General features: G+C 41.2%; 22 protein-coding genes. 4 read left to right on the top strand and 18 right to left on the bottom strand.

What is annotated here, in order from left to right; all coding sequences use genetic code 11:
* Positions 1-9: 9 nt before the first annotated feature.
* Both QT327_RS01750 and QT327_RS01755 read right to left on the bottom strand, forming a co-directional pair.
* Positions 10-2,397, bottom strand: a complete 2,388-nt coding sequence (locus tag QT327_RS01750; RefSeq protein WP_289551794.1) for an ABC transporter permease — start codon at positions 2,395-2,397, stop codon at positions 10-12.
* Positions 2,398-2,786: 389 nt separating this feature from the next.
* Positions 2,787-3,230 carry a VOC family protein gene (locus QT327_RS01755; RefSeq protein ID WP_130855288.1) on the bottom strand — a complete coding sequence of 148 codons (444 nt, stop codon included), beginning with the start codon at positions 3,228-3,230 and terminating at the stop codon, positions 2,787-2,789.
* A gap of 264 nt (positions 3,231-3,494) precedes the next feature.
* On the opposite strand from QT327_RS01755, the gene QT327_RS01760 reads away from it, so the two are divergent.
* Positions 3,495-3,851, top strand: a complete 357-nt coding sequence (locus QT327_RS01760; protein WP_013667591.1) for a DUF4260 domain-containing protein — start codon at positions 3,495-3,497, stop codon at positions 3,849-3,851.
* 33 nt (positions 3,852-3,884) lie between these two features.
* Here QT327_RS01760 and QT327_RS01765 read toward each other — a convergent pair whose 3' ends face one another.
* The 6 genes from QT327_RS01765 to QT327_RS01790 form a co-directional block, all read right to left on the bottom strand.
* Positions 3,885-6,317, bottom strand: a complete 2,433-nt coding sequence (locus tag QT327_RS01765; RefSeq protein ID WP_289551796.1) for an ABC transporter permease — start codon at positions 6,315-6,317, stop codon at positions 3,885-3,887.
* 102 nt (positions 6,318-6,419) lie between these two features.
* On the bottom strand, positions 6,420-6,998 hold the full coding sequence (locus QT327_RS01770) for a TetR/AcrR family transcriptional regulator (RefSeq protein WP_130855287.1): 579 nt from the start codon (positions 6,996-6,998) through the stop codon (positions 6,420-6,422).
* Between the two features lie 54 nt (positions 6,999-7,052).
* On the bottom strand, positions 7,053-7,802 hold the full coding sequence (locus tag QT327_RS01775) for an SDR family NAD(P)-dependent oxidoreductase (RefSeq protein ID WP_289551797.1): 750 nt from the start codon (positions 7,800-7,802) through the stop codon (positions 7,053-7,055).
* A gap of 92 nt (positions 7,803-7,894) precedes the next feature.
* The gene (locus QT327_RS01780; RefSeq protein WP_289551799.1) at positions 7,895-8,371 is read right to left on the bottom strand and encodes a nuclear transport factor 2 family protein; all 477 of its coding nucleotides are present in this window, start codon (positions 8,369-8,371) and stop codon (positions 7,895-7,897) included.
* 70 nt (positions 8,372-8,441) lie between these two features.
* Positions 8,442-9,251 carry an SDR family oxidoreductase gene (locus QT327_RS01785; protein ID WP_289551800.1) on the bottom strand — a complete coding sequence of 270 codons (810 nt, stop codon included), beginning with the start codon at positions 9,249-9,251 and terminating at the stop codon, positions 8,442-8,444.
* A 47-nt stretch (positions 9,252-9,298) separates the two neighbouring features.
* Positions 9,299-9,703: a GlcG/HbpS family heme-binding protein gene (locus QT327_RS01790; RefSeq protein WP_289551801.1), complete on the bottom strand. Its 405-nt coding sequence runs from the start codon at positions 9,701-9,703 to the stop codon at positions 9,299-9,301.
* Positions 9,704-9,847: 144 nt separating this feature from the next.
* Here QT327_RS01790 and QT327_RS01795 point away from each other — a divergent pair, with 144 nt between their 5' ends.
* Positions 9,848-10,786: a helix-turn-helix domain-containing protein gene (locus QT327_RS01795; RefSeq protein WP_289551802.1), complete on the top strand. Its 939-nt coding sequence runs from the start codon at positions 9,848-9,850 to the stop codon at positions 10,784-10,786.
* Positions 10,787-10,896: 110 nt separating this feature from the next.
* Here QT327_RS01795 and QT327_RS01800 read toward each other — a convergent pair whose 3' ends face one another.
* The 10 genes from QT327_RS01800 to QT327_RS01845 form a co-directional block, all read right to left on the bottom strand.
* Positions 10,897-11,217 carry a nucleoside triphosphate pyrophosphohydrolase family protein gene (locus QT327_RS01800; RefSeq protein WP_289551803.1) on the bottom strand — a complete coding sequence of 107 codons (321 nt, stop codon included), beginning with the start codon at positions 11,215-11,217 and terminating at the stop codon, positions 10,897-10,899.
* A gap of 34 nt (positions 11,218-11,251) precedes the next feature.
* Positions 11,252-11,899, bottom strand: a complete 648-nt coding sequence (locus tag QT327_RS01805; protein ID WP_289551804.1) for a DNA-3-methyladenine glycosylase I — start codon at positions 11,897-11,899, stop codon at positions 11,252-11,254.
* A 23-nt stretch (positions 11,900-11,922) separates the two neighbouring features.
* Positions 11,923-12,408 (bottom strand): nuclear transport factor 2 family protein, encoded by a 486-nt coding sequence (locus tag QT327_RS01810; protein ID WP_289551805.1) that lies wholly within the window; start codon positions 12,406-12,408, stop codon positions 11,923-11,925.
* 143 nt (positions 12,409-12,551) lie between these two features.
* The gene (locus QT327_RS01815; protein WP_289551806.1) at positions 12,552-13,427 is read right to left on the bottom strand and encodes a saccharopine dehydrogenase NADP-binding domain-containing protein; all 876 of its coding nucleotides are present in this window, start codon (positions 13,425-13,427) and stop codon (positions 12,552-12,554) included.
* A gap of 114 nt (positions 13,428-13,541) precedes the next feature.
* Positions 13,542-14,327 carry an SDR family oxidoreductase gene (locus tag QT327_RS01820; RefSeq protein WP_289551808.1) on the bottom strand — a complete coding sequence of 262 codons (786 nt, stop codon included), beginning with the start codon at positions 14,325-14,327 and terminating at the stop codon, positions 13,542-13,544.
* Between the two features lie 63 nt (positions 14,328-14,390).
* Positions 14,391-15,176 (bottom strand): SDR family oxidoreductase, encoded by a 786-nt coding sequence (locus tag QT327_RS01825; protein WP_130855278.1) that lies wholly within the window; start codon positions 15,174-15,176, stop codon positions 14,391-14,393.
* A 48-nt stretch (positions 15,177-15,224) separates the two neighbouring features.
* Positions 15,225-15,851 (bottom strand): hypothetical protein, encoded by a 627-nt coding sequence (locus QT327_RS01830; protein WP_289551810.1) that lies wholly within the window; start codon positions 15,849-15,851, stop codon positions 15,225-15,227.
* Positions 15,852-15,889: 38 nt separating this feature from the next.
* On the bottom strand, positions 15,890-16,468 hold the full coding sequence (locus tag QT327_RS01835) for a TetR/AcrR family transcriptional regulator (protein ID WP_013667606.1): 579 nt from the start codon (positions 16,466-16,468) through the stop codon (positions 15,890-15,892).
* 199 nt (positions 16,469-16,667) lie between these two features.
* Positions 16,668-17,579, bottom strand: a complete 912-nt coding sequence (locus QT327_RS01840; RefSeq protein WP_242627144.1) for a helix-turn-helix domain-containing protein — start codon at positions 17,577-17,579, stop codon at positions 16,668-16,670.
* A 70-nt stretch (positions 17,580-17,649) separates the two neighbouring features.
* Positions 17,650-18,456, bottom strand: coding sequence for an SDR family oxidoreductase (locus tag QT327_RS01845; protein WP_289551811.1), 807 nt, complete (start codon positions 18,454-18,456; stop codon positions 17,650-17,652).
* Between the two features lie 598 nt (positions 18,457-19,054).
* On the opposite strand from QT327_RS01845, the gene QT327_RS01850 reads away from it, so the two are divergent.
* Positions 19,055-19,819 (top strand): SDR family NAD(P)-dependent oxidoreductase, encoded by a 765-nt coding sequence (locus QT327_RS01850; RefSeq protein WP_289551812.1) that lies wholly within the window; start codon positions 19,055-19,057, stop codon positions 19,817-19,819.
* 20 nt (positions 19,820-19,839) lie between these two features.
* Complete coding sequence (locus tag QT327_RS01855) at positions 19,840-20,769, top strand: helix-turn-helix domain-containing protein (RefSeq protein ID WP_289551813.1); 930 nt, start codon at positions 19,840-19,842, stop codon at positions 20,767-20,769.
* The last annotated feature ends 40 nt before the right edge of the window (positions 20,770-20,809 follow it).

Raw genomic sequence — 20,809 nt, forward strand, 5'->3', positions numbered from 1 at the left:
TCAGTATACTTATTCCTTTTTTAAGGACTCAACCGGATTCATCCAAGCGGCTTTAACCGTCTGATAGCTTAAGGTTAATATCGTAATACCCACTGCAAATAAACCTACCAGCCCGAATACCCACCATGGGATCTGGATATGCAAGGCATAATTTTGCAGCCAGTTGTTCATGGCGTACCAGGTTATGGGGATTGCCACTACCAAAGCCAGTGCAATCAATCTTACAAATTCAAACGACAATAAGCTTACGATATCAGGTATCGAAGCGCCCAGCACTTTTCGAATACCGATCTCTTTGGTACGTTTATGAATGGTATAGGTGGTTAAACCCAGAACACCCAAACAGGTAATCAGAAGCACCAATACGGAGAAAACACCCACTACCTCGCCAAATCGACGGTCAGATTGATACTGCTGATCCAATAGTTCGTCCATAAAATGATAATTCAGGGCATATTCAGAGTAGACAGCTTTCCATTCTTTCTCAATCGCCAGCAAACTGCTCGCAACATGGTCGGTCTGTAGCTTTACGGTAAAGAAATCACTTCTTGTGCTATACCAATGGATCATTGGTGGCACGGCTTCCTTTAAAGAATGCTGATGAAAATCACGTATTACACCTATAACCGTTCTTTTGGCTCCCCATAAATCGATCAGTCCACCTACCGCGGCTGCCGGACTTTCAAAGCCCAACAATTTTGCCGCCGTTTCGTTAATAATGAGTTTATTTTCATTTAGTGACCCTTTTTCAAAGTTCTTACCTGCTGATAATTTGATATCATTGGTAGGAACAAAGTCTTCGTCTATGCCATAGAGATTGTAGTTATATCGATTTTTGTCGGTAGCACCGTAACGTGTGATTCCCACGGAAGTGCTAACATCATACAGCGCTGTAGGCACCGCATCGGAAAGTGCGACCTTCTCCACTTCGGGCAAGGCGAGCAAGCTATTCTTAAAGGCCAGACCTTTTTGGCTACGTAGCGAATCAGCACCAGTTTTTGGCCCACGGATTACCAATAGTTCCGAGGGGTTTAAACCAATATCCTGGTTTTTTAAAAATTTCAATTGTTGAAAAACGATTAAGGTGGCTGATAGCACCACCATGGCAGCTACAAACTGCCCCACAATAAGCGCTTTACGAAAGAAACTACCCTCTTTATCGGTCGTAAAGACTCGTCCCACTACCTTAATCGGTTTAGTAGCCGCCAATTGAAAAGCTGGATATAGTCCCGAAATAACGCAATTAAACAAAAGTAAAGAGGCGATGCTCAACCAAAAGAATCCAGTACCCAGCAGGTCAACCGAATTATCCTGCCCAATCAGCTGTCTATAAAAAGGTAAGACTGTAACGATCAACAACATCGCAAAACCTATAGCTGCCACATTAATAATCAACGTTTCTAAGAGCAGTTGGCGAATGAGCAGTCCTTTGGAAGAGCCCAACAATTTACGCATACCAATCTCTTTCACCCGATCAGACGCTCTTGCCGTGGTAAGGTTCACATAATTCACCGATCCCACAAGCAAGATCAACAGCGCAATAACGGCCAGAAAATTAACCGCTTTAACATCGCCATTCACCTCCGGTTCGAAGAATTTATGCGAATGCAAGTGGATTGATTTAATCGGTTCCGCATTAAAAACGTTTCTGACCCTTTCATTTAACTTGCTCTTCGTCAGCGCATGTAGTTTTGCATTAAAGGCGTTGACATCTATTTTTGGCGGCAATTGTATATATAGATAATTGTTATTTCCTCCCCAATTATCATCGATTGACCAGCCTAATGCATTCAATGAAGAGAAAGAAACCAATACATCCAGCTTAAGGTGTGTGTTTGCCGGTGAGTCCTGAAAAACACCGGTAACCGTATATAGCGTATTTTCTTGCTTAACAGTTTTTCCAATGGGATCTTCCGATCCAAAAATTCGCTTTGCTTCCGTTTCAGATAAGACTAATTGATAGGGTCGATGAAAACTGTCGGCATCTCCTTTAACGAAAGGCACTTCAAATAAAGAAAAAGTAGAAGGATCCGCCGCATAAATATGCTCAATCCGGAAAGCTCGATGCTTATACTGAATCTCATTATTATCCTCCAACATTTGTAACCGGGCAAAATCCAGCACCTCCGGCATTTCCCGTTTTAAAAATGGCCCTAAGGGCGGGAAAGTTTCACAATCGGTATCCACATATTCAGATCCGTTATAATTGTCCAACGTTACGCGGTACAAATCATCTGCTTTTTTAATAAAGTTCTCATAGCTATATTCAAAGCGGACAAAATGAACTAACAATAGAAATACGGCGGTCGATACCGCTAAGCCAAAGACATTGATAAGGGCATAATACCTATCTTTCCACAGTGTACGCCAGGCAGATTTTAAGTAGTTAATAAGCATAATGAACGGATTACCACAGAAACGCACAATTACAAAGCCAAAAGCCAAATTGCCTTCCTGTAGCTCACAAAACCCTATTTAGGCATTTAAATCATGTTCGGATACGAACAACTACTGTGCGGTAATGTACAGTTTGTTTAAGTAGCGCTATGAAAATGCTGAAAAATAAAACCCCTCCATGTTGTACCGGGCGGTAAGGAGGGGTTTAAAACCTAAACCTATATTCAAATTTACTTATTTTCTTTTTTAGATGCAAGATATCGTCGTAGTAAATTAAATTTCTTATCTAACACCAACATACACTTGTTATTAAATAAGAAAAAACAGAAGCATCATAAGTGATTCTTCGGTGGCTTACTTTCCGGTCTTTAGAGATGCTTAAGGAGGTCTTATTGGTTTAACCAATCCTTATACGAGATTACCCCCAATTCAGGTTTTCCATCACCATCTAAAATTGAAATAAATTCCAGCTGATTGCCATCCGGATCATTGAAATAGATCGCCAAAGCCGGCATCCAAGCAAACACCATAGGTTGCACACTTCCATCGTTAAGAAAATTGTAAGGCTGAAGCCTTCTGTCTGTTAAAAACTGTTGTGCCCGGTTTAAGATATCTTCCTTCGTACTCCTAAATGCAAAATGCCGTGGCTGAAAGTTTTCTTTGGTTTCCCAAAGCCCCAACATATATTCCTTATCTTGGCCAATCCATAGAAAAACGATTGGCCTTGTTTCATCACGATGTGCAAACTTAAGTCCCAATACTTCTGTATAAAACTTGGTTGCCATTTCTAGATCACGCACCTGTATATGCGTCTCGTAAAGTCCTCTAATCATTATTCAAAACATGTAATTCATTTCTAAACAAGATTTCATTGACTACGAAAATCAAGACACCTTGTGTAGGCGGTCGCAAAAGAAGATTACAACCATTGTAAATTTAGAAATAAAAGGTAAAAGACAAAAATCAATAGACAACGGATTAGTAGCTTAAACAAGTTTTAATGGAAAAATTGAGCTTTCGACAGTTTTGATTTATGCACAGTATTAAGTAAGTTTACTCGACACATTGGGTAGTTCCTAAACAAGATAAAAACCTTGATGAATACGCTATTAAAACTGGAAGAACTAGGACAGCTTTTACTTTCCATACTCCTATTCAGCCAACTGGACTATAGCTGGTGGGTTTTCCCTGCCTGTTTGCTCTTACCGGACCTTTCTATGCTTGGTTATGTGATCAACCCACGGGTAGGTGCCGCACTTTATAACTTTTTTCATCATAAATTACTAGCCATTGTCGTTTTAATTTTGGCATATTGGTTGGATAGTCAGATGCTCGGCTTATCCGGCATCATTTTATTTGGACATTCGGCCATGGATCGGGCGCTTGGCTATGGATTAAAGTTTAATGACGATTTTAAACATACTCACTTAGGCTGGATCGGAAAGAAAAACTGAAACTGACACGCCATATAGCGCTGCAAACAAAATCTATTCACTCCTCAGCGATTTTACCGGATTTGCCAAGGCTGCCTTTATCGTTTGAAAACTCACGGTAGCCAGGGTAAGAACCACCGCCCCAACCGCAGTTAAAACAAAGACCCATATGGAAATATTCGTACGATAATCATAATCGGCCAACCAATTTTCCATCATATACCACGAAATAGGAATCGCCAAACAAAAGGAAATGACGACCAACAGCAAAAAGTTCGTTGATAGTAAAATCCAGAGATTGAACACCGTCGCTCCCAGCACCTTCCGTACGCCAATCTCCTTGGTCCGTTGTTCGGCCATGAACGCTGCTAAACCGAAAATGCCCAAGCAACTGATAAAAATAGCAAAGCCGGCAAATAAAGAAGCCAGACTCCCTATTTTCTGCTCAAAGGAAAACTTATCTGCATAGTCTGTATCCACAAAACTATAGGCAAATGGCGATGCCGGATCATATTTTTTTAGTACGACCTCAATTGCTTTGAGCGCCTTCGCAGTGCTTACGTTAGGTTTGATCTTAATCGTTATCGCTTCCAGGTTATTGTAACTCAGCATAAATACGTTGGGGTATACTTCCTCAAAAGGCGATTCCATTAACACATTCTTAATCACACCAATTACCTTATAGGGCACATCCTCGAATTTTATCGTCTCTCCCACCGGATGCTGTAAAGCCATATACCGCACCGCAGCTTCGTTCAGAATAACCGCATTGCTATCGGTCGGAAAATCCCTTGAAAAACCCCGTCCCTCCTTAAATTCCCATGCTACCGTATTTCCAAAATCGTGCGTCACGTAAGAGACGCCAAAACTTTGATTGATATGAGGCTGTTTCCCCGGCCAATCAAAGCCATCAAAATGGTTATTGATGCCGGTGGCAGTATTAGAGGCCGCAGCCATGTTCTCTACATACCCCGAATTCAGCAGCTCGTTCCGCAAAACGTTATAAACACCTGGCAACCTTAAATCCGGCGTATTTATCTCCACACTGATCAAGCCGTCTTGATTATAACCCAAGGGTCGGTTTTTGACATAGTTTATCTGCTGATAAATGATTACCGTTCCGATAATCAGCGAAAGCGAAACCGTAAACTGAAAAACAACTAGCGAGCGCCTCGATATCTCCGCAAAGCCTCCCACCTTCATCAGGCCTTTTAACACCCCCACCGGTTTAAATGAAGACAGGTATAGCGCCGGATAACTTCCGGATAACAGCCCGGTCAACAGTGCAAACGGAAAAATGGCCAACCAAAATAGCGGAGCCTGCAATGGAAAAACAATCTCCTTATTAGCTAGGTTATTGAACCAAGGCAAGGCTAGCCAAACCAATACGATGGCTACAAGAGCCGAAAAAAATGCAATCAGTACAGATTCGCTTAAAAACTGAATAATCAAATACGCTTTCGAAGATCCAACTGTCTTTCGAATCCCCACCTCGGTTGCCCGCTTCTGAGATCGCGCAGTACTGAGGTTCATGAAATTAATACAGGCCAATAGACATACAAAAACGCCGATTAATCCAAACATCCACACAAACTGGATATTACCGCCCACATTTTTGCCATTTTTGAACTCATTGTACAGATGCCATTCAGAAGCAGGTTGAAGGATAATCTCGGGATGATCATCCCGATTAGGCTTACCCACCAGCAGGTTCTTTACTTTATTAGTTACCTTTTTTAAATCAGCACGCTTCGCTATTTTAGCTAGAATATAAAAGGAATTATTATTCCATTGGTTATAAGCCCTTTTAACCCATGGTCTCGTCGCCAGCAAATGACTCCAGGGAAGAATAAAGTCCCGTTTATTAAAATCGGTATTGGGTGCAAAGTTCCGGTAAACACCAATAACCTTTGCAGACGATTCATTGTTTATTTTAATAGTCTGATTTATTGGATCCCTTTGATTAAAAAGAACCGCCGCAAGGCGTTCACTGATTAAGATGGTGGATGGGTCGGTGAAATCACCAAGAGATCCCCTTGTTAAGTTCAGAGATAAAATAGCAGGGAATGCAGGTTCAGCATAAAAACCCTGGCTAATGGCTTTCTCCTCCCCATTCTCTTTTGTCAGCGTTGCTCGCCCATTACGATACAAGGCGATTCCCTCAAAATCCTGCGCAAACTTATCTTTGAGTTCTTCGGCTGTCGGAATGGATATCGTATTAAAGGTATTGATATGAAGGCCGTCGGAAGAATGGTGTAATACCTTGACAATACGCTCATTATCTTTGAAGCGCTTGTTAAATGACACCTCATCCCAAATCCATAAAGCAATCAAGATACTAATGGTCATACCGAATGCCAGACCAAAAATATTGATCACGGCATGTACCTTGTTTCTAACCAGATTTCGCCAAGCTACCTTGAGATAATTTTTTAACATCGTATGCAGATTATCGGGTGTAACCATCACCTTCAATAAAGCTGCCAAATTACTTATTTGTTGATAAAAGACATCCAGCGGCCCCTTTCCCCGCTAATCAATGTGCGATTACGAACACCTAGGTGTACGCTTGCGAACAGATATACATGGTTAATCCAACACCGACAAGGCCGTTTCGATGACGCCTTCGAAAAATGAACGATCGCTCCGAACTTTGGAATACACGCGCAACCCCGTGATGGTGTTACATAAAAAATGCGCAAGTACCTTTGGATCTTTGGAAGCGTTGATCTGCCTGTCAGCCTGTCCTTTTTTAATCGCTTTGATCAGTGCCTCTTCAATTAGCCGTTCATCCTCGCGCAGCACCTTCCTGATCAATTCATCATGGGTAGCAAGCTCTACCTCCGTATTCACCTTAAAACATCCTTTAGGGCATGCACTGTCGAGCCTATCCACAACACCGATACGTAAGAGTGCCTTAATTCCCTCTTTAACGGAGGATGCATCGTTCAGGGCGGCTTCAATACGTGCGGTCGCTTCCTCCTGATATCGCTCAAGCGCTTTTACAAACAGCTTATGTTTGTCGCCGAAGGCATGGTAAATACTTGACCGCCCGATGCCGAGGCCTTCTATTAAATCATACAGGGAAGTCGCATGATAACCTTTCTCCCAAAAAATAGAAATCGCTTTCTTTAATATCTCGTTCTCATCAAAGTCTTTTGTTCTCATAAAAAATAGCCTTACCCAACAGAGGCAAAGCTATTGATTTTAATAGAAAAAACATTACCGCAAGCCACCACTCGCCAGGATAAGCTCTCCGGTTAACCATTTTGAATCGTCAGATGCCAAAAACGCCGCCACGGCCGCAATGTCATCAGGCTCACCAATACGACGCAGCGGTGTCTCATTCGCCATGGCCTCTGCAAATTCGCTTCCCACAAAACCGGCAGCGCGTGAACCTTCCGTAGCCACCACCCCTGGATTGATCGAGTTTACGCGGATATTTCGAGGGCCCAATTCTTTTGACAACACACGAGTAATTCCATCAACGGCACTTTTAGTCGCCGTATACACGGCACTGCCGGCAGGTGTAGCGCTCGATACGACCGAACCAATATTGATGATGCTCCCTCCTTTTTCTCCAAAACTATTCACGGCAATTTTCGATGCTAAAATTAGTCCCAATACATTGATATTAAACTGACGGTGAAAACTTTCTTCTGTAAACGCTTCAATGGGAGCCCACTCATAGATCCCTGCATTGTTTACCAACACATCCAAGCTGCCGTACCGGCTAAGCGCTTCCGCAAAGAGACGATCCACATCCGCTGCCTTGGATACATCCGCTTGAATGGCAGTCGCTTTACCTCCATTGTTTACAATTTCGGCAACTACCTTTTCTGCATCCGCTTGCGCAGCACCATAGTTAACCACCACCGCGGCACCTTCTGTTGCCAACTTTTTGGCAATAGCGGCGCCGATCCCTTTTGAAGCGCCTGTAACCAGCGCAACCTTATTTTCTAATTTTTTCATATATTGAACCATTTGGTCCACAAAGATAACACCTAATTAGACTGATTGGTCTAATTAGGTGTTATATGAAGAAGTCATGACAATTGAGGTTTTTATTCTTCAACAGATATCCGCTCCATGATATCACTAAATTCAATCCCGTCAAGAAAAGCAACTACTTCGGTTATTTTGCCATCTTTCATTTTCATATACCATGAATACGAGCTACGATAAGGTTTTCCGTCCAGCGCCGTAGCTTCGCCATCCCAAAGCGCAATTACCATATCACCGTCAACAAAAATATTACGTACCGTTGGTTTGATTTTTACCTTCAATTTCTTGTTGAGCGGAATAATCACCTGATCCAAAAATTCCTTTTTGGAGTTATAGACCCTTGAGTAAGGTGTAGATCCCGTTATTTCCCAATGCAAATCGTCCGTCAATAAATCGAAAAAATTACCCGTCCCCTCCTGCCAGTCGTGAAAAGCGTTTGTAATAATTTCTTTATTGGCCAATTCCGCTTCGCTGTAATTTTGAGCTGACGCTATCGAAAATGAAATCATAAAAAGAGAAATTAATAATAGTTTCATTAGGATTATACTTTTAGTTAGTTGATCGAAACAAGCCTCAACGTTGGTTAAGGCTTGTTTTCCTTTAAAATCAAATGCGATTCTCCCAAGCTTTCAATTGATGATCTTTGAGCATATCTTCAATCACTTTAGGAACTACATTTCTGAATTTCCCTTCATCAGCCGGCACGATTTCAATCATGCGATCTATCATTTCTTTCGGATCCATTTTTCCTTCCGGTGTAGCAAAGAAATCATCAAAACCTTTGCGAAGGTCTGCTCTTTTCGTAAAGTTGACTTCATCATCCAACCAACGGAACGGATTATCAGCCATGGTTTCGTTATATCCCGTATAATAAGCACCCGGGTTAATGGTCTGTACCTTGATACCATACCCTGCAAGCTCTTGCTGCAAGGCTTCTGCCAAAGATTCCAGCGCGTGTTTGGTAGAAACATAGGTGCCCCAGTTAGCAGGTGTAAACAAACCTCCCATCGACGAGGTGAATACCACTTTTCCTTTTTTGCCGTCTCGCACCCATCGCTGCACCACCCCTTGCGTAAGAATCAGCGGGAGAAAAACATTCACTTCAAAGTTTTTCCGTACCAGATCTACCGGAATCTCCCAAACGGGCCCCGCCTCCCCCATTCCGGCATTGTTCCAAAGAATATCAAAGTCCCATTTTAAGGCTTGTTTGATATCATACTGATCGGTAAGGTCCAAGCGTTCCACGCGGATTTTATCAGACAAACCTAAGGCAGCAACTTCTTCGCGAAGCGGGGTTACTTGTGATGATACGTGTACCGTTGCAATGATGTTGTGTCCGTTTTTAGCCATTCCTAATGCAGCTCCTTTTCCGAATCCTGAACCTGCTCCTGTAATTAAAATTGTTTTAGCTTCCATTTTTTATCGTTTTAAAATTGGTAATAAAATGTTTATTAGTGTTCTAATTAATTTTGGTTAAAAATTTCCGCTCCCGCGGTTGCAATCTGTAAGTCTTCCGAAACGGCACCGCCTGATACACCGATGTAGCCGATGATACGTTTATCCTTCAGAATTGGAAGTCCGCCGGCAAATCCCACCAGACCATTGTTGGTGTTTACCATGCCGTAGGTTCCTGCTTCAGGTTTTAGGTATTCGCCAACGTTTTCGCTACTGGTTCTAAAAAGGCTGGCCGTTTTCGCTTTCTTGATGGCGATGTCCATGGATCCTAAGAAGGCGTCATCCATCCTTTCAAAAGTCTTAAGATGTCCGCCCGTATCCAGTATCGCAATATTTACATTTACATTGAGTTGTATAGCCTTTGCCCTAGCTTGCTGCACAACCTGTCTTGATTCATTGAGATTGATTTCCATACTATTGCTTTTTAGTTGTTATGTTTTTATTTCGTTTTGTTAAGACAAAGTTGCAGCAGATAGGGAAGGATTCTTATAGGAAAAAAAAGCCGGATTTTATGAAAATCAAACCTGACCAAAAATTTTAAGATTTTTGATAACTTTATGGAACGAAAACTAACCACGTCTATGAAAATGAGCATGGACCACAAAGCGATAGATCGGCTTCGTGATTTCCCGGAACTTACACCTATATACCGGGAGGCCCACGACCGTCCCCCCATCAAAGTGTTCAATCGTGAGATTGAAGACTGCCGTAATTACCTCTCCGCTAATCGACGAGACTTTTATAAAATTCTGATGATCGCCGGCGGAAAAGGAGTTTTCACCTTAGGGCTCAACAAGTATTTAATCGATACGCCGACTCTACTTTTTATTCATCCCAATGACATTATCTCCTGGCAGAAAACTTCGGGAGAATCGGCCGGATATTACCTGCTTTTCAAAAGGGATTTTATCAATCACCACCCCATGTTGAAGGCGACACTAGAGCGACTAAACTTATTTAAAGACAAGTCAAAATCAGTCATCCGGATAGAAGACAGAGACCTTCCCGGCTTTAACCGCCTTTGGGAAAGCATGTATCAAGAGCAAGGTAATGAATTGGGATATGATGCTATTCAGGCCTATATACAACTACTGATGATTGAAAGTGCCCGAAAATCCAATTACCTTGTTCCGCAACGAACAGATGAAGAGTACGACCATATTCATCGCTTTTTTGGTTTACTGGAAGAAGAAGTCTCTCAAATTAACTATGAAAACCCTATCCGGCTCCGAACTGCACAGGAATTTGCAGTCTCCCTCAATCTGCATCCTAATTATTTAAACCGGATTCTTAAAAAACGAACCGGGCAGAATGTAAGTACGCATATTAAGGGGAGACTTTTGGATGAATGCAAAGCACTTTTAATACAAACTACCTGGACCTTAGATCAAATTAGTTACGCGGTGGGTTTTTCTGATCAACCTAATTTTAATTTTTTCTTTAAAAAGAACACGGGATGTACCCCCAACGCATTTAGGAGAGGTGTGTCGCAATGATATTGCTTTATATATCGGTTAATTTTGGAATTACTCAATGTACTGCTAAAAATTACTCAGTACATTGAGTAATTTTTATAAACATGCACGAAAGACTTATTTACAAATATTTACCCCAATGCAGCATCTGTTTTCGTTAAAAAGTTATTAATTGCATCTTTGATATCGATACCAGATCTTTCAGCCAAAACAATAAGCCACCAGATATTTTCACCTAGCTTATGTTCTAATTCATCTTTTGAACCTGCTTTCGGCCAGCGTTGCTGCTCAGACATGATATTACGCCCTACTAATCCTGCATCGGTAAGATACGCCAAGGCATCTTCTTCCACCGTCCATTTGCTGCCGTGATGTTGCAGTTCCAGTTCGTGGTATTTCTTTCTAATTATCATCGAGTGACGAATGATCTCGTCAAAATCTTCTTTATTCATTCTTATGTGATTTTACTGAATCAATTTATCTGCTTTACTTTCTTAACCACATGGGTTTGGTTGTTAAAATTGTTTTATGGACAGAACAGGTTTCAGCGTGTGCCCCCGGCAGATAGCCGATGCTCATCAAAAACTCATTTACGATTTCGCCACCAGTAAAACGGAAGGTTTTCTTAAACAACTTTACCCACTCCTCTTTGCTTTTCGGATGATGATGTTCCAGCCATTTTTCAAAACTGCCATATTCTTTTTGCAAGGCTAAAATAGTTTTGGCATTTTCGATGGCTGCATTTACCTTCAGTTTGTTGCGGATGATACCGGCATCTGCCAACAGCCTTTCCCGATCTGCTTCTGTGTAGTTGGCAATCGTTTCAATATTAAAATCGTTGTATGCTTTTCGGAAGCCTTCTTCTTTTTTCAAAATGGTTTCCCAACTCAGTCCCGCCTGATTGATTTCCATAATCAGGCGTCCGAAAAGCTCATTATCATCATGAATAGGAAAACCATAATAGCTGTCATGATAGTTTTGATGAAGGCTACGGCTAGGCTCTTTCATCATGGGTATATAATCGCAATAACTCATTTTATTTATACTTTTAATTGATGTACAAAAATGAAACAAATTATCAATATAAGGTTCGCCAAAACGGAGCGATCTGTTGTCGTTTTGACGAATCTTCATTGTTAAAGTTCACAGGCAAATTTTTATTTTCCATTGTTTTCGATCGTGCTTAGATCTATCGTGTTTGGTTTAGCGTGATGGGAAAGATCTCCCGCCAATGTAATAATAAACTCACGAATCAAGAAATACCATTTCCCATCCATTCTTTTGAATAGGTCGTGATAACGTCCGATAGCTATCGGTTGCAATGAAAAATCACGATCTGCATCCTGCTGAAAAATAGTGAGGTATGAAACTGCTATCGCCTCGTCGTTATCTTCCAGAATATCTAAAAGACTATTGGTGGTCACATGTGCCGTTCTCGGTGTACCATCAGCATATACCTGAAGGTTCTGCTCCAAATGCTTTGAAACGTCATCTTTTCCTTCCATGGTGCCGCCTGGGGCAATTATTCTCCCGTTGGCAAAGAGTTCACCCACTTTATCAAATTTAGCTTGATCCACGTAGCGTGTATATTGGGCGATTAAATTCAAAATTTGTTGTTCGCTACTCATTTTTTGATTTTTCATTTATAGAAATGTTTGTGTTGGTTGCCTAATATCAATTAGATGGGTATCAGGAATATCTTTTATGATCTCTTCTCCGTAAGCAGATCCGGGCGATTGATAACCGATCTTAAAATCATTATTTAAGATGCGGTGTGCCACCGCTACTACCGAAAGCGGAGTAAGGTCATAGCCCATGGTGCATCTACATACGCTTTTACAACGGTACCGTCTTTGCCCGTAATCTCGGCTGCTATCCCATTTCGCCCCGCTGCACGTTCGTCCTTTGTTGGTCCGTCCGGCAGATTTTCGTTTGTTAAATCAGACAGCTCTGTGGCCGGCAGTTTCAAAGAGAAAAATTCTTCGATATTGGGAATACCCGTAGCTTTATAGCTCAAAATAATTCCCCCCAATGGCGTTGGCATACATTCCACCGCTTCTTCCCCGAATGAAAACACTTTAGACCTTGGGTGTGGGTTATTAAGGATTTCTCCATTTTTACGGATTAATATGCCCAAATCGGCAATGTTCTTACTACTTAAAACCGAGCCTCTGGAGAATCCACCATAATGACGGAACCCTACCTTCAAATATTCGGGTTTGACCACTAACTTTGACAGGTGCACCACCAATGCATCATAACTGACAAATAGCCCTGCACCCGATATCAACTGAATGCCTGCTACCCTTGCTTTATCATCCAAAGATTCTGCCAGTCGGTAGGTGTCTAGTTCTGCACTTATATCAAGATAATGGACTCCAGCGTCAAGGCAGGCATTCATAGCTAGCTCCGCTGTAAGTAGAAAAGGGCCAGCCGCATTTATGAGTACTTGTTTGTCCGTCAATGCCCTTTCCCAAGCTTTAGAGTCGTCTACCGTAAAAATATGGTAGGGTATATTTAACTCCCGTGCCATCGCTTTGATCTTATCTTCCGATCTTCCAGCTATCTCAAAATCTAAGTTTAGTGCTTTTGCTCTGGCAGTAATAATTTTACCAGTATATCCCGTGGCTCCGTAAATCAGCAATTTGCGTTTATTGTTCATTTCTATTTAAAACCTTAATTTAAAAATTAGATGTTATTTATGATCTATTTGTTTTTTGGTGGAAGCGCAACCGAGGCAATATTTTTCGCAGCCCAGGTGAACCCATCAGTTATCTTACAATGACGGATTTGCTCCTCCGTCAATAATATAGTTTACACCAGTAATATAGGAGGCTCTCGGGGATACAAGAAACCCAACCAGCTCTGCTATTTCTTCAGGAAGGGCCATTCTGCCCATCGGTACACCACCTAGAGTGGTCATCAAATCCTGTGTAACTTCTTCAACACTGCGTCCTGAGGTATCAGATAATGATTGTAAATAATCACCCATTGTGTCGGTTTTTACCATCCCCGGAGAAACCGCTGCAACGCGTATGCCCTTAGGGGTAAATTCTTTTGACAGGCTTTTGCTATAGTTATTTAAGGCAGCTTTTGCAACGGCATACGCTCCAAGCGATTCATATAAGGGTAAAATACCACTTAGTGATGAAATATGGATAATAACACCCCCTTTCTGTTCTGCCATTTGGGGTAAAATTGCCCTGTCAATCCGAATAGAAGATTGCAAATTTAATTGCAGATCATTTTCCCAATGTTCATCAGTAAGAGCAGCAAATCCTCCCGACGGACTGGTAGATCCACCCATGTTATTGACCAAAATATCGATGGTTCCAAATTTTTTGTTGATTTCCCGCACTACTTTATCGGTTTCACTAGGAATAGTCAAATCTGTTGGGATAAAATAAGACTTCAAATTTTCGTCGCCTGGATGATTTCTGGCAGTCACTACCACCGTGGCACCCGCTTCAAGCAATCTGTCGGCAATTGCTCTTCCGATACCTTTAGTACCACCCGTTACTAACGCTAATTTCCCGGTTAGTTCTTTTGCAAATTTTTCCATTATTGATTGTTGTATTGAAACATCTGTTTCGTTTTATTTTTTACTTTTTTTTAAACTAGAGACCTAAAAAGTAGTAGGAATAGTTCCGCCATCAATCACATAGTTGGTTCCAGTGATGTAAGAGGCTTTTGGCGAAACCAGAAAGCCCACCAGATGTGCTATTTCTTCGGGTTGGGCCAGTCTGTTCATGGGTACACCGCCCAAACTGTTCATTACCAACTGCGCAGTTTCGTCCAAATTTTTTCCAATGGAGGTACCATAGCTATTCAGAAAAGTTTCCATGGCCGTGGTTTTTACCATACCAGGTGAAACGGTTATCACCCGGACACCTTTGGGGGCAACTTCATTAGCCAATGCCTTGCTATAATTATTAAGAGCTGCTTTGGTAACACCGTAAGAAAAATTAGAAGCATAAAGCGGTAACTTACCATTGAGGGAGGAAATATGGATAACCACACCTGTGTTACGTTCAATCATTAATGGAACAAGTGCTTTGTCTAACTTAATTGCTGCCAATAAATTCAATTGCAGGTCATTTTCCCAGTCGGCATCAGACAAAACGCTAAAGCCACCTGCCGGCGCAGAGGTACCACCTACATTATTAATTAAAATATCCAGTCCGCGGTATTCTGCTATAATTTCTTTCGCCAACTGCTCATTGTCTTCGGGCTTAGTAAGGTCTGCTGCTATAAATGCGTGTCTGAGGTTTCCATCAGGTTTGCTTCTTGCTGTAATAATCACGGTAGCACCAAGTTGAGCAAGTTCATCTACGATGGCTTTTCCGATACCTTTAGTACCACCCGTTACTAAGGCAATTTTACCCGATAATTCTTTCGTTGATTTTTCCATAAATAATTGTTATTACTGAAACATATGTTCCAGATATGATTAAAAAAATTAGTTTTGCTTTGTTACAGAATCACGCAGGATAGTTTGCAGATGTGTCTGACTTTGTCCAACTTCAAAATTTGTTAAATGGATCTCATGGTGCATACCGGATTTTCTAAAACCATTGTCCGTCGCAAACTGTTGCAAAACAGGTAGTGTCTCTAATTCTCCTGCAAAAGGCCCTACATGCAGAAGCTGCACGCAGGTTCCTGCTGTATAGGTGAAATGTTGAAAGTCATTCGCGAATGAAATATCAGGCCTTTCTTTGGCAACCTTTTTAATTTCCTTATCGGTAATAAAATCCGGAACGCGTATTGCAATTCGGTAGTACAGTAATTCAAGATCAACTGTTGTATAGAAGTTGCCGATATCTACGTATCCAACCTCTTCCTCATTAAACCAATAAAATATTTCCACAATATTACTAGTAAATGCGCTGCTTGTCCCTGCATGCTTGTTTTCCAGTGCTGCTACAAATGCCGCGATTGCTTTTTTCTTTTCATAGAAAACAGCAGTACCCGGACTTCCTTTTCCAAGAATAGAAATATAGGCTGCTTTATCTATCTCTACAATTTCGGCTTGCTCCCTTGCCGTGTAATAGGCTTTATATTCCTGTTGTATAGCTAGTTTATTCATAATTATAGAACGTTTGTTCCAAAAAAAAAGTAAAAAAATTATTGATTTATTTGTCTTATCAAGAAGGCAGCCATTTTCTTGATCCGTGTTTTGTCTCGGTGAATAATGAAGGATTCATGCCAGCCGGTAAAATGGTTGATGATATAGTCCGTCAGCATTTCCGCATCTTGGCTCACCTTGATTTCCTTTGCTTCAATCGCTTTCCCAACCAGATCTATCAAAAGATTATAGGTAAATTCGTTATCAGCCTTTATAATTTTCTGCACCTGCTCATCAGTAGTAGCTACTTCAAAAGTTGTTTTGATAGCCAAACAACTGTTAGGTTCATTTGTAATGGCATAAACAGACGATAGAATAAACTTCTCTATCGCTTTTAAAGGAGATTTAATAGGTTGCAATTGTTTTCGGGCGGCCGCCATTCTCGATTCGGTATAGTACTTAATGGATTTTAGAAAAAGTTGATGTTTATCGCCGATCGTATTGTAAAGACTGCTGCTGCTGATGCCCATCGCTTCGGTCAAATCGCGCATAGTAGCTCCATTATAACCCTTTTTCCAGAAAACATCCATTGCTCTGGAAATTGCCAATTGCTCGTCAAATTCTACACTTCTTGCCATAAATTAATTGCAAAGATAATAAGATATTTAGAACATACGTTCCAGAATTATCCACTTAAGGTCATTTTTTAACTGTATTCATTTTTCTATGTTTTTTATTGCGAAACAAAATTCCGCTGATTAGATTTACCAGATTTTCCATGCGCACCATAAGTAGTGCTATAATTCTACGGGAAGCCTGGCATCCAAGGCCTTTAGTCTAATTCCGTAAACTTTTTTTATAGCCTGAAGGAGATAAAGATGTTTTGCTTTTGAACAATTTATTGAAAGACTGCGGGTGTTCAAAGCCCAAGTGATAAGCGATTTGGGCCACCGTTAGGTCATTTTTTGCGAGATATTCCTTTGCTTTTTCAATCACCTTTTCGTGGATGAACTGTTGTGCGTTCAAACCGATCAGGTTTCGCAACAAATCACTCAGGTAACGTGGCGTAACATGCAGGTTTTCTGCAAGGGTAGCAACAGAAGGCAATCCCCCTGTTAATAACTTATCGTCCTTAAAATAATCTTCCAATTGTTGTTCCAGTCTTACCAAAAGATCATTGTTCACCGCCTTTCGGGTAAGGAATTGACGATCATAAAAACGATTGGCATAATTAAGCAGCAATTCAATTTGTGAAATAATCACATCCTGGCTAAATTTATCAATCCGCTCGTTCAGCTCATCCTGAATAAATCTGTAAATGCTGAGGATGGTTGCCTTTTCTTTTTCAGAAAGATATAAAGCCTCTGCCGCGGAATAGCTAAAATAACCATATTGTTTGATGGCCGAATTTAGTGGATAAGACCTAAGAAAGTCGGGATGAATATGCAGCGTCATACCACTGTAGTCGGCCTCTTCGTCCTGCATTTTTAAAAGTTGACCAGGCGCGATGAAAGACATCCCCCCCTCTTCAAAATCATAGAATCCCTGACCGTATTTCAACTTTCCCGAAAAACTCGTTTTGAATGATATTTTGTAAAAGTTCAGAATAATGCCCTCTTCAAAATCTTTAGGATCAAAACGTGCTTCCCCATAATTCATGATGCTGATGAGCGGATGGGATGGTGCAGCTTGTCCCATCGCTTTATGCAGCTGAGATATGGAATTGAATATGACGGGATGTTTTTTCACGATATACAAACTTAATCAAATTTAATTCCTGCTGAGAGACAATAAAGATTTGAAAGGAACAAAATGAAGATTAAAAAATGAACTGGGAACGTATTTTCTTAAATTGTCCCTCCGGTGTCGCTTCGAGGCGTTCCTTATACAAGGCTATAGCATCATTACCAGCTATATACCGCAGTTGATCTTTCCCATCCGTGGCCGCGTCATAAATAATCTGAGCTACATCTGCTGCTTTTGTGTAATTGGCAACCTGTTCTTCGCTGTAGCCTTCACTTACCTTTGCCGCCAAGCGATTATAAGCTTCGTGCATCCCTCCCTGTAAGGATCTTCCTGCAAAATCCGTCTGCATACCACCTGGTGCTACCACTTTAACCTTGACACCAAAATTGGCTAACTCATAAGCGAGACCTTCTGAAAAACCATCTACGGCAAACTTGCTAGCATTATAAACGGAGCAAGTTGGATAGCCTAGCAGGCCAAATGTAGAAGTAATGTTGATGAATGTCCCGCTTTTCCTTTCCCGAAAGTAAGGGACGAATGCTTTTGTAACGTGGATGACACCGAATAGATTGGTCTGCAGCTGAGCATCGATCTGCTCATCGCTGAACGCTTCTAAAGGACCGATGAGGCCATAACCTGCATTGTTCAAGACCACATCAACAGAATGAGATTTCAAAATTTCCGTTACCGTTTTTTGGATTTGTGCTCTATTCGTAACATCCAGTGGCAATAAGGTTACATTTGAAAGCTGGGCCAGTTCAGTTTCCTTCTCCGGGCTCCTCATGGTGGCAATTACTTGCCAGCCTTTCGCCTGAAATAATTTGGCGGTTGCTTTTCCCAATCCAGATGAGGCTCCGGTAATAAAAATTGTCTTTTGCATATTTATTTGTTTTAATTGTACTATGCAAAAGTGGACATTACTATAAACCTGAAATTAATCTAAAACGAAATATTGTAAGCCAAAATGACGTATTTCTCCGCGATAACAAAAAAAGAGCATAGACCGTTAAATTCATTCTTTAAAAAGGAAGGTCATGACTCTTCATTTACTATCGGATTTTCTTTCAACACTCTGGGCAGTGCTATTTCCTCTTCACGCCACGGATTAAAACAGCGGCCCCCGATTTTCCGTCCCACCCACAGGTTTGTTTCTTTTGAATATGGTTTATGTCTTGGCATTCTAGCGATTTAGGCCCTATGCCGTACCAATCCATAAACATCTGCACTATCATCGCAAATTGTATCATGAATGCAAATAATATTGCATTGGTTACGCGTGGAAATCGCGGCTTCGGACTGCTTAATATATCTCAGCAAGTTTTTTTCAAACGCCCTCCCCTCTTAAATTTCTGGCTATAATGATTCCGTGCTGATGCAGGCCAACGCCTGCAATACTGATTGGGCTACAAAGTGTCGGGGTTGGGCTACAAATCAAATTCATTACATCCTGAAATTTGTATCAAGAAAAAATTAAAATCATGAGTACAAATAAAATTGCATTGGTTACCGGCGGAAGTCGTGGCTTGGGAAGAGATATGGCCATCAATATCGCCAAAAAAGGATTAGATGTAGTGATAACTTATCAATCTAACCAAACTGCTGCTGACAGTGTGGTATCTGAAATTGAAAAAATAGGACAGAAAGCATTGGCCTTACCTTTAGATGTGAGCATCTATGAAAATTACGAACCCTTCTTTTCGGATAAACTACTGCCGGCATTAAACAACCATTTTCAGGCTTCGACTATTGATTATCTCGTACACAACGCCGGACAAATTGCACCCGCACCCTTTGAGGCCGCGAGCATCAGCGAGTTTAAAGACATGATACACATCCATTTAATGGCGCCATTCTTTCTTACACAACATGCCTTAAAAATTATGAATAATGGCGGTGGCATTATTAACATTTCCAGTGGGCTTACCCGTTTTACAACCCCTGGATTTGCAACCTACGCAGCAATGAAGGGCGGTTTGGAGGTACTAACCAAATATCAGGCAAAAGAACTGGGCGCCCGTAAAATTCGTGCCAATGTGGTAGCGCCAGGTGCCATTGAAACCGACATTATGGGCGGCGCAGTGCGAGATAATTCAACCCTTAACAAAGCACTGGCTGCCGATACAGCATTAGGACGCGTTGGTTTACCCACCGATATTGGTGCTGTGGTTGCCTTTTTATGTACCGATGAAGCGTACTGGATCAATGCACAACGTATTGAAATATCCGGTGGAATGAATCTTTAATTTCTTCGTATTTTTGGGTAATGAAAACATTCACGCATATTAAAACAATTAGCGAATTTCATCAGCGAAATCGGTTGCCCAAGCCGGAGCATCCCCTGATCAGCTTGGTAGACTACGGTCAAATGTACCACGATGAAATGCTATTGCATTTTACGCAGGGATTTTATTCCATTGCCTTTAAAAAGAATGTTATCGGTAAATGGCAGTACGGACGGCAGGATTATGACTTTGATGAAGGACTCATGTCTTTTTTTGCTCCTAATCAGGTACTGGATATTACGATTGACGAACAACAGTTGAAGAATAAACCATCAGGATGGATTTTACTTATCCATCCTGATTTCCTATGGAATACCGAGCTATCGCAAAAATTCAGACAATATGATTTTTTCAATTACGCGATCAATGAAGCACTTTTCCTATCAGAAAAAGAAGAAACGATTATTGCCCAAATTTTTGCGAATATACAACATGAATACGCTTCAAATATGGACGAATTTAGCAAAAGCATCATCATCTCACAGATCGGGTTGTTATTGAACTATTCACAACGATTCTATAAAAGACAGTTCCTCACCCGGGAAAAAAACAACCACGAAATTCTCACCCGTTTTGAAAAAATTCTAGTGGACTATTGTAGCAGCGAGCTACTGACTCGGCAGGGCTTGCCAACGGTGTCCTATATCAGTGAAAAACTTCATATCACACCAGATTACCTCAGCACGATGTTGCGGCATATTACCGGACAAAACACTCGCCAACATATACAGGATAAAGTCATTGAAATGGCTAAAGAAAAATTATCGACCACATCGGCTTCCGTAAGCGAGATTGCCTATGGCTTGGGTTTTGAACATCCACAATCCTTTAGTAAGCTGTTCAAAAAACGCACAAAACTAACGCCTCTTGAATTTCGAGCAAGTATTAAGGCAACAAGCGCTCCTCAATAATTTGCACGACGGCCGACCCCGCCGCCGCTCGCGTTAAAAT

It is taken from the genome of Olivibacter sp. 47 (genome assembly GCF_030372825.1).
GTDB lineage: Bacteria > Bacteroidota > Bacteroidia > Sphingobacteriales > Sphingobacteriaceae > Olivibacter > Olivibacter oleidegradans.

Bases quoted from the DNA above. Each gene is read 5' to 3' on its own strand.
- QT327_RS01750 (WP_289551794.1), bottom strand. From the start codon at position 2,397: ATGCTTATTAACTACTTAAAATCTGCCTGGCGTACACTGTGGAAAGAT.
- QT327_RS01755 (WP_130855288.1), bottom strand. From the start codon at position 3,230: ATGATTAGAGGACTTTACGAGACGCATATACAGGTGCGTGATCTAGAA.
- QT327_RS01760 (WP_013667591.1), top strand. From the start codon at position 3,495: ATGAATACGCTATTAAAACTGGAAGAACTAGGACAGCTTTTACTTTCC.
- QT327_RS01770 (WP_130855287.1), bottom strand. From the start codon at position 6,998: ATGAGAACAAAAGACTTTGATGAGAACGAGATATTAAAGAAAGCGATT.
- QT327_RS01775 (WP_289551797.1), bottom strand. From the start codon at position 7,802: ATGAAAAAATTAGAAAATAAGGTTGCGCTGGTTACAGGCGCTTCAAAA.
- QT327_RS01780 (WP_289551799.1), bottom strand. From the start codon at position 8,371: ATGAAACTATTATTAATTTCTCTTTTTATGATTTCATTTTCGATAGCG.
- QT327_RS01785 (WP_289551800.1), bottom strand. From the start codon at position 9,251: ATGGAAGCTAAAACAATTTTAATTACAGGAGCAGGTTCAGGATTCGGA.
- QT327_RS01790 (WP_289551801.1), bottom strand. From the start codon at position 9,703: ATGGAAATCAATCTCAATGAATCAAGACAGGTTGTGCAGCAAGCTAGG.
- QT327_RS01795 (WP_289551802.1), top strand. From the start codon at position 9,848: ATGGAACGAAAACTAACCACGTCTATGAAAATGAGCATGGACCACAAA.
- QT327_RS01800 (WP_289551803.1), bottom strand. From the start codon at position 11,217: ATGAATAAAGAAGATTTTGACGAGATCATTCGTCACTCGATGATAATT.
- QT327_RS01805 (WP_289551804.1), bottom strand. From the start codon at position 11,899: ATGAAGATTCGTCAAAACGACAACAGATCGCTCCGTTTTGGCGAACCT.
- QT327_RS01810 (WP_289551805.1), bottom strand. From the start codon at position 12,408: ATGAAAAATCAAAAAATGAGTAGCGAACAACAAATTTTGAATTTAATC.
- QT327_RS01815 (WP_289551806.1), bottom strand. From the start codon at position 13,427: ATGAACAATAAACGCAAATTGCTGATTTACGGAGCCACGGGATATACT.
- QT327_RS01820 (WP_289551808.1), bottom strand. From the start codon at position 14,327: ATGGAAAAATTTGCAAAAGAACTAACCGGGAAATTAGCGTTAGTAACG.
- QT327_RS01825 (WP_130855278.1), bottom strand. From the start codon at position 15,176: ATGGAAAAATCAACGAAAGAATTATCGGGTAAAATTGCCTTAGTAACG.
- QT327_RS01830 (WP_289551810.1), bottom strand. From the start codon at position 15,851: ATGAATAAACTAGCTATACAACAGGAATATAAAGCCTATTACACGGCA.
- QT327_RS01835 (WP_013667606.1), bottom strand. From the start codon at position 16,468: ATGGCAAGAAGTGTAGAATTTGACGAGCAATTGGCAATTTCCAGAGCA.
- QT327_RS01845 (WP_289551811.1), bottom strand. From the start codon at position 18,456: ATGCAAAAGACAATTTTTATTACCGGAGCCTCATCTGGATTGGGAAAA.
- QT327_RS01850 (WP_289551812.1), top strand. From the start codon at position 19,055: ATGAGTACAAATAAAATTGCATTGGTTACCGGCGGAAGTCGTGGCTTG.
- QT327_RS01855 (WP_289551813.1), top strand. From the start codon at position 19,840: ATGAAAACATTCACGCATATTAAAACAATTAGCGAATTTCATCAGCGA.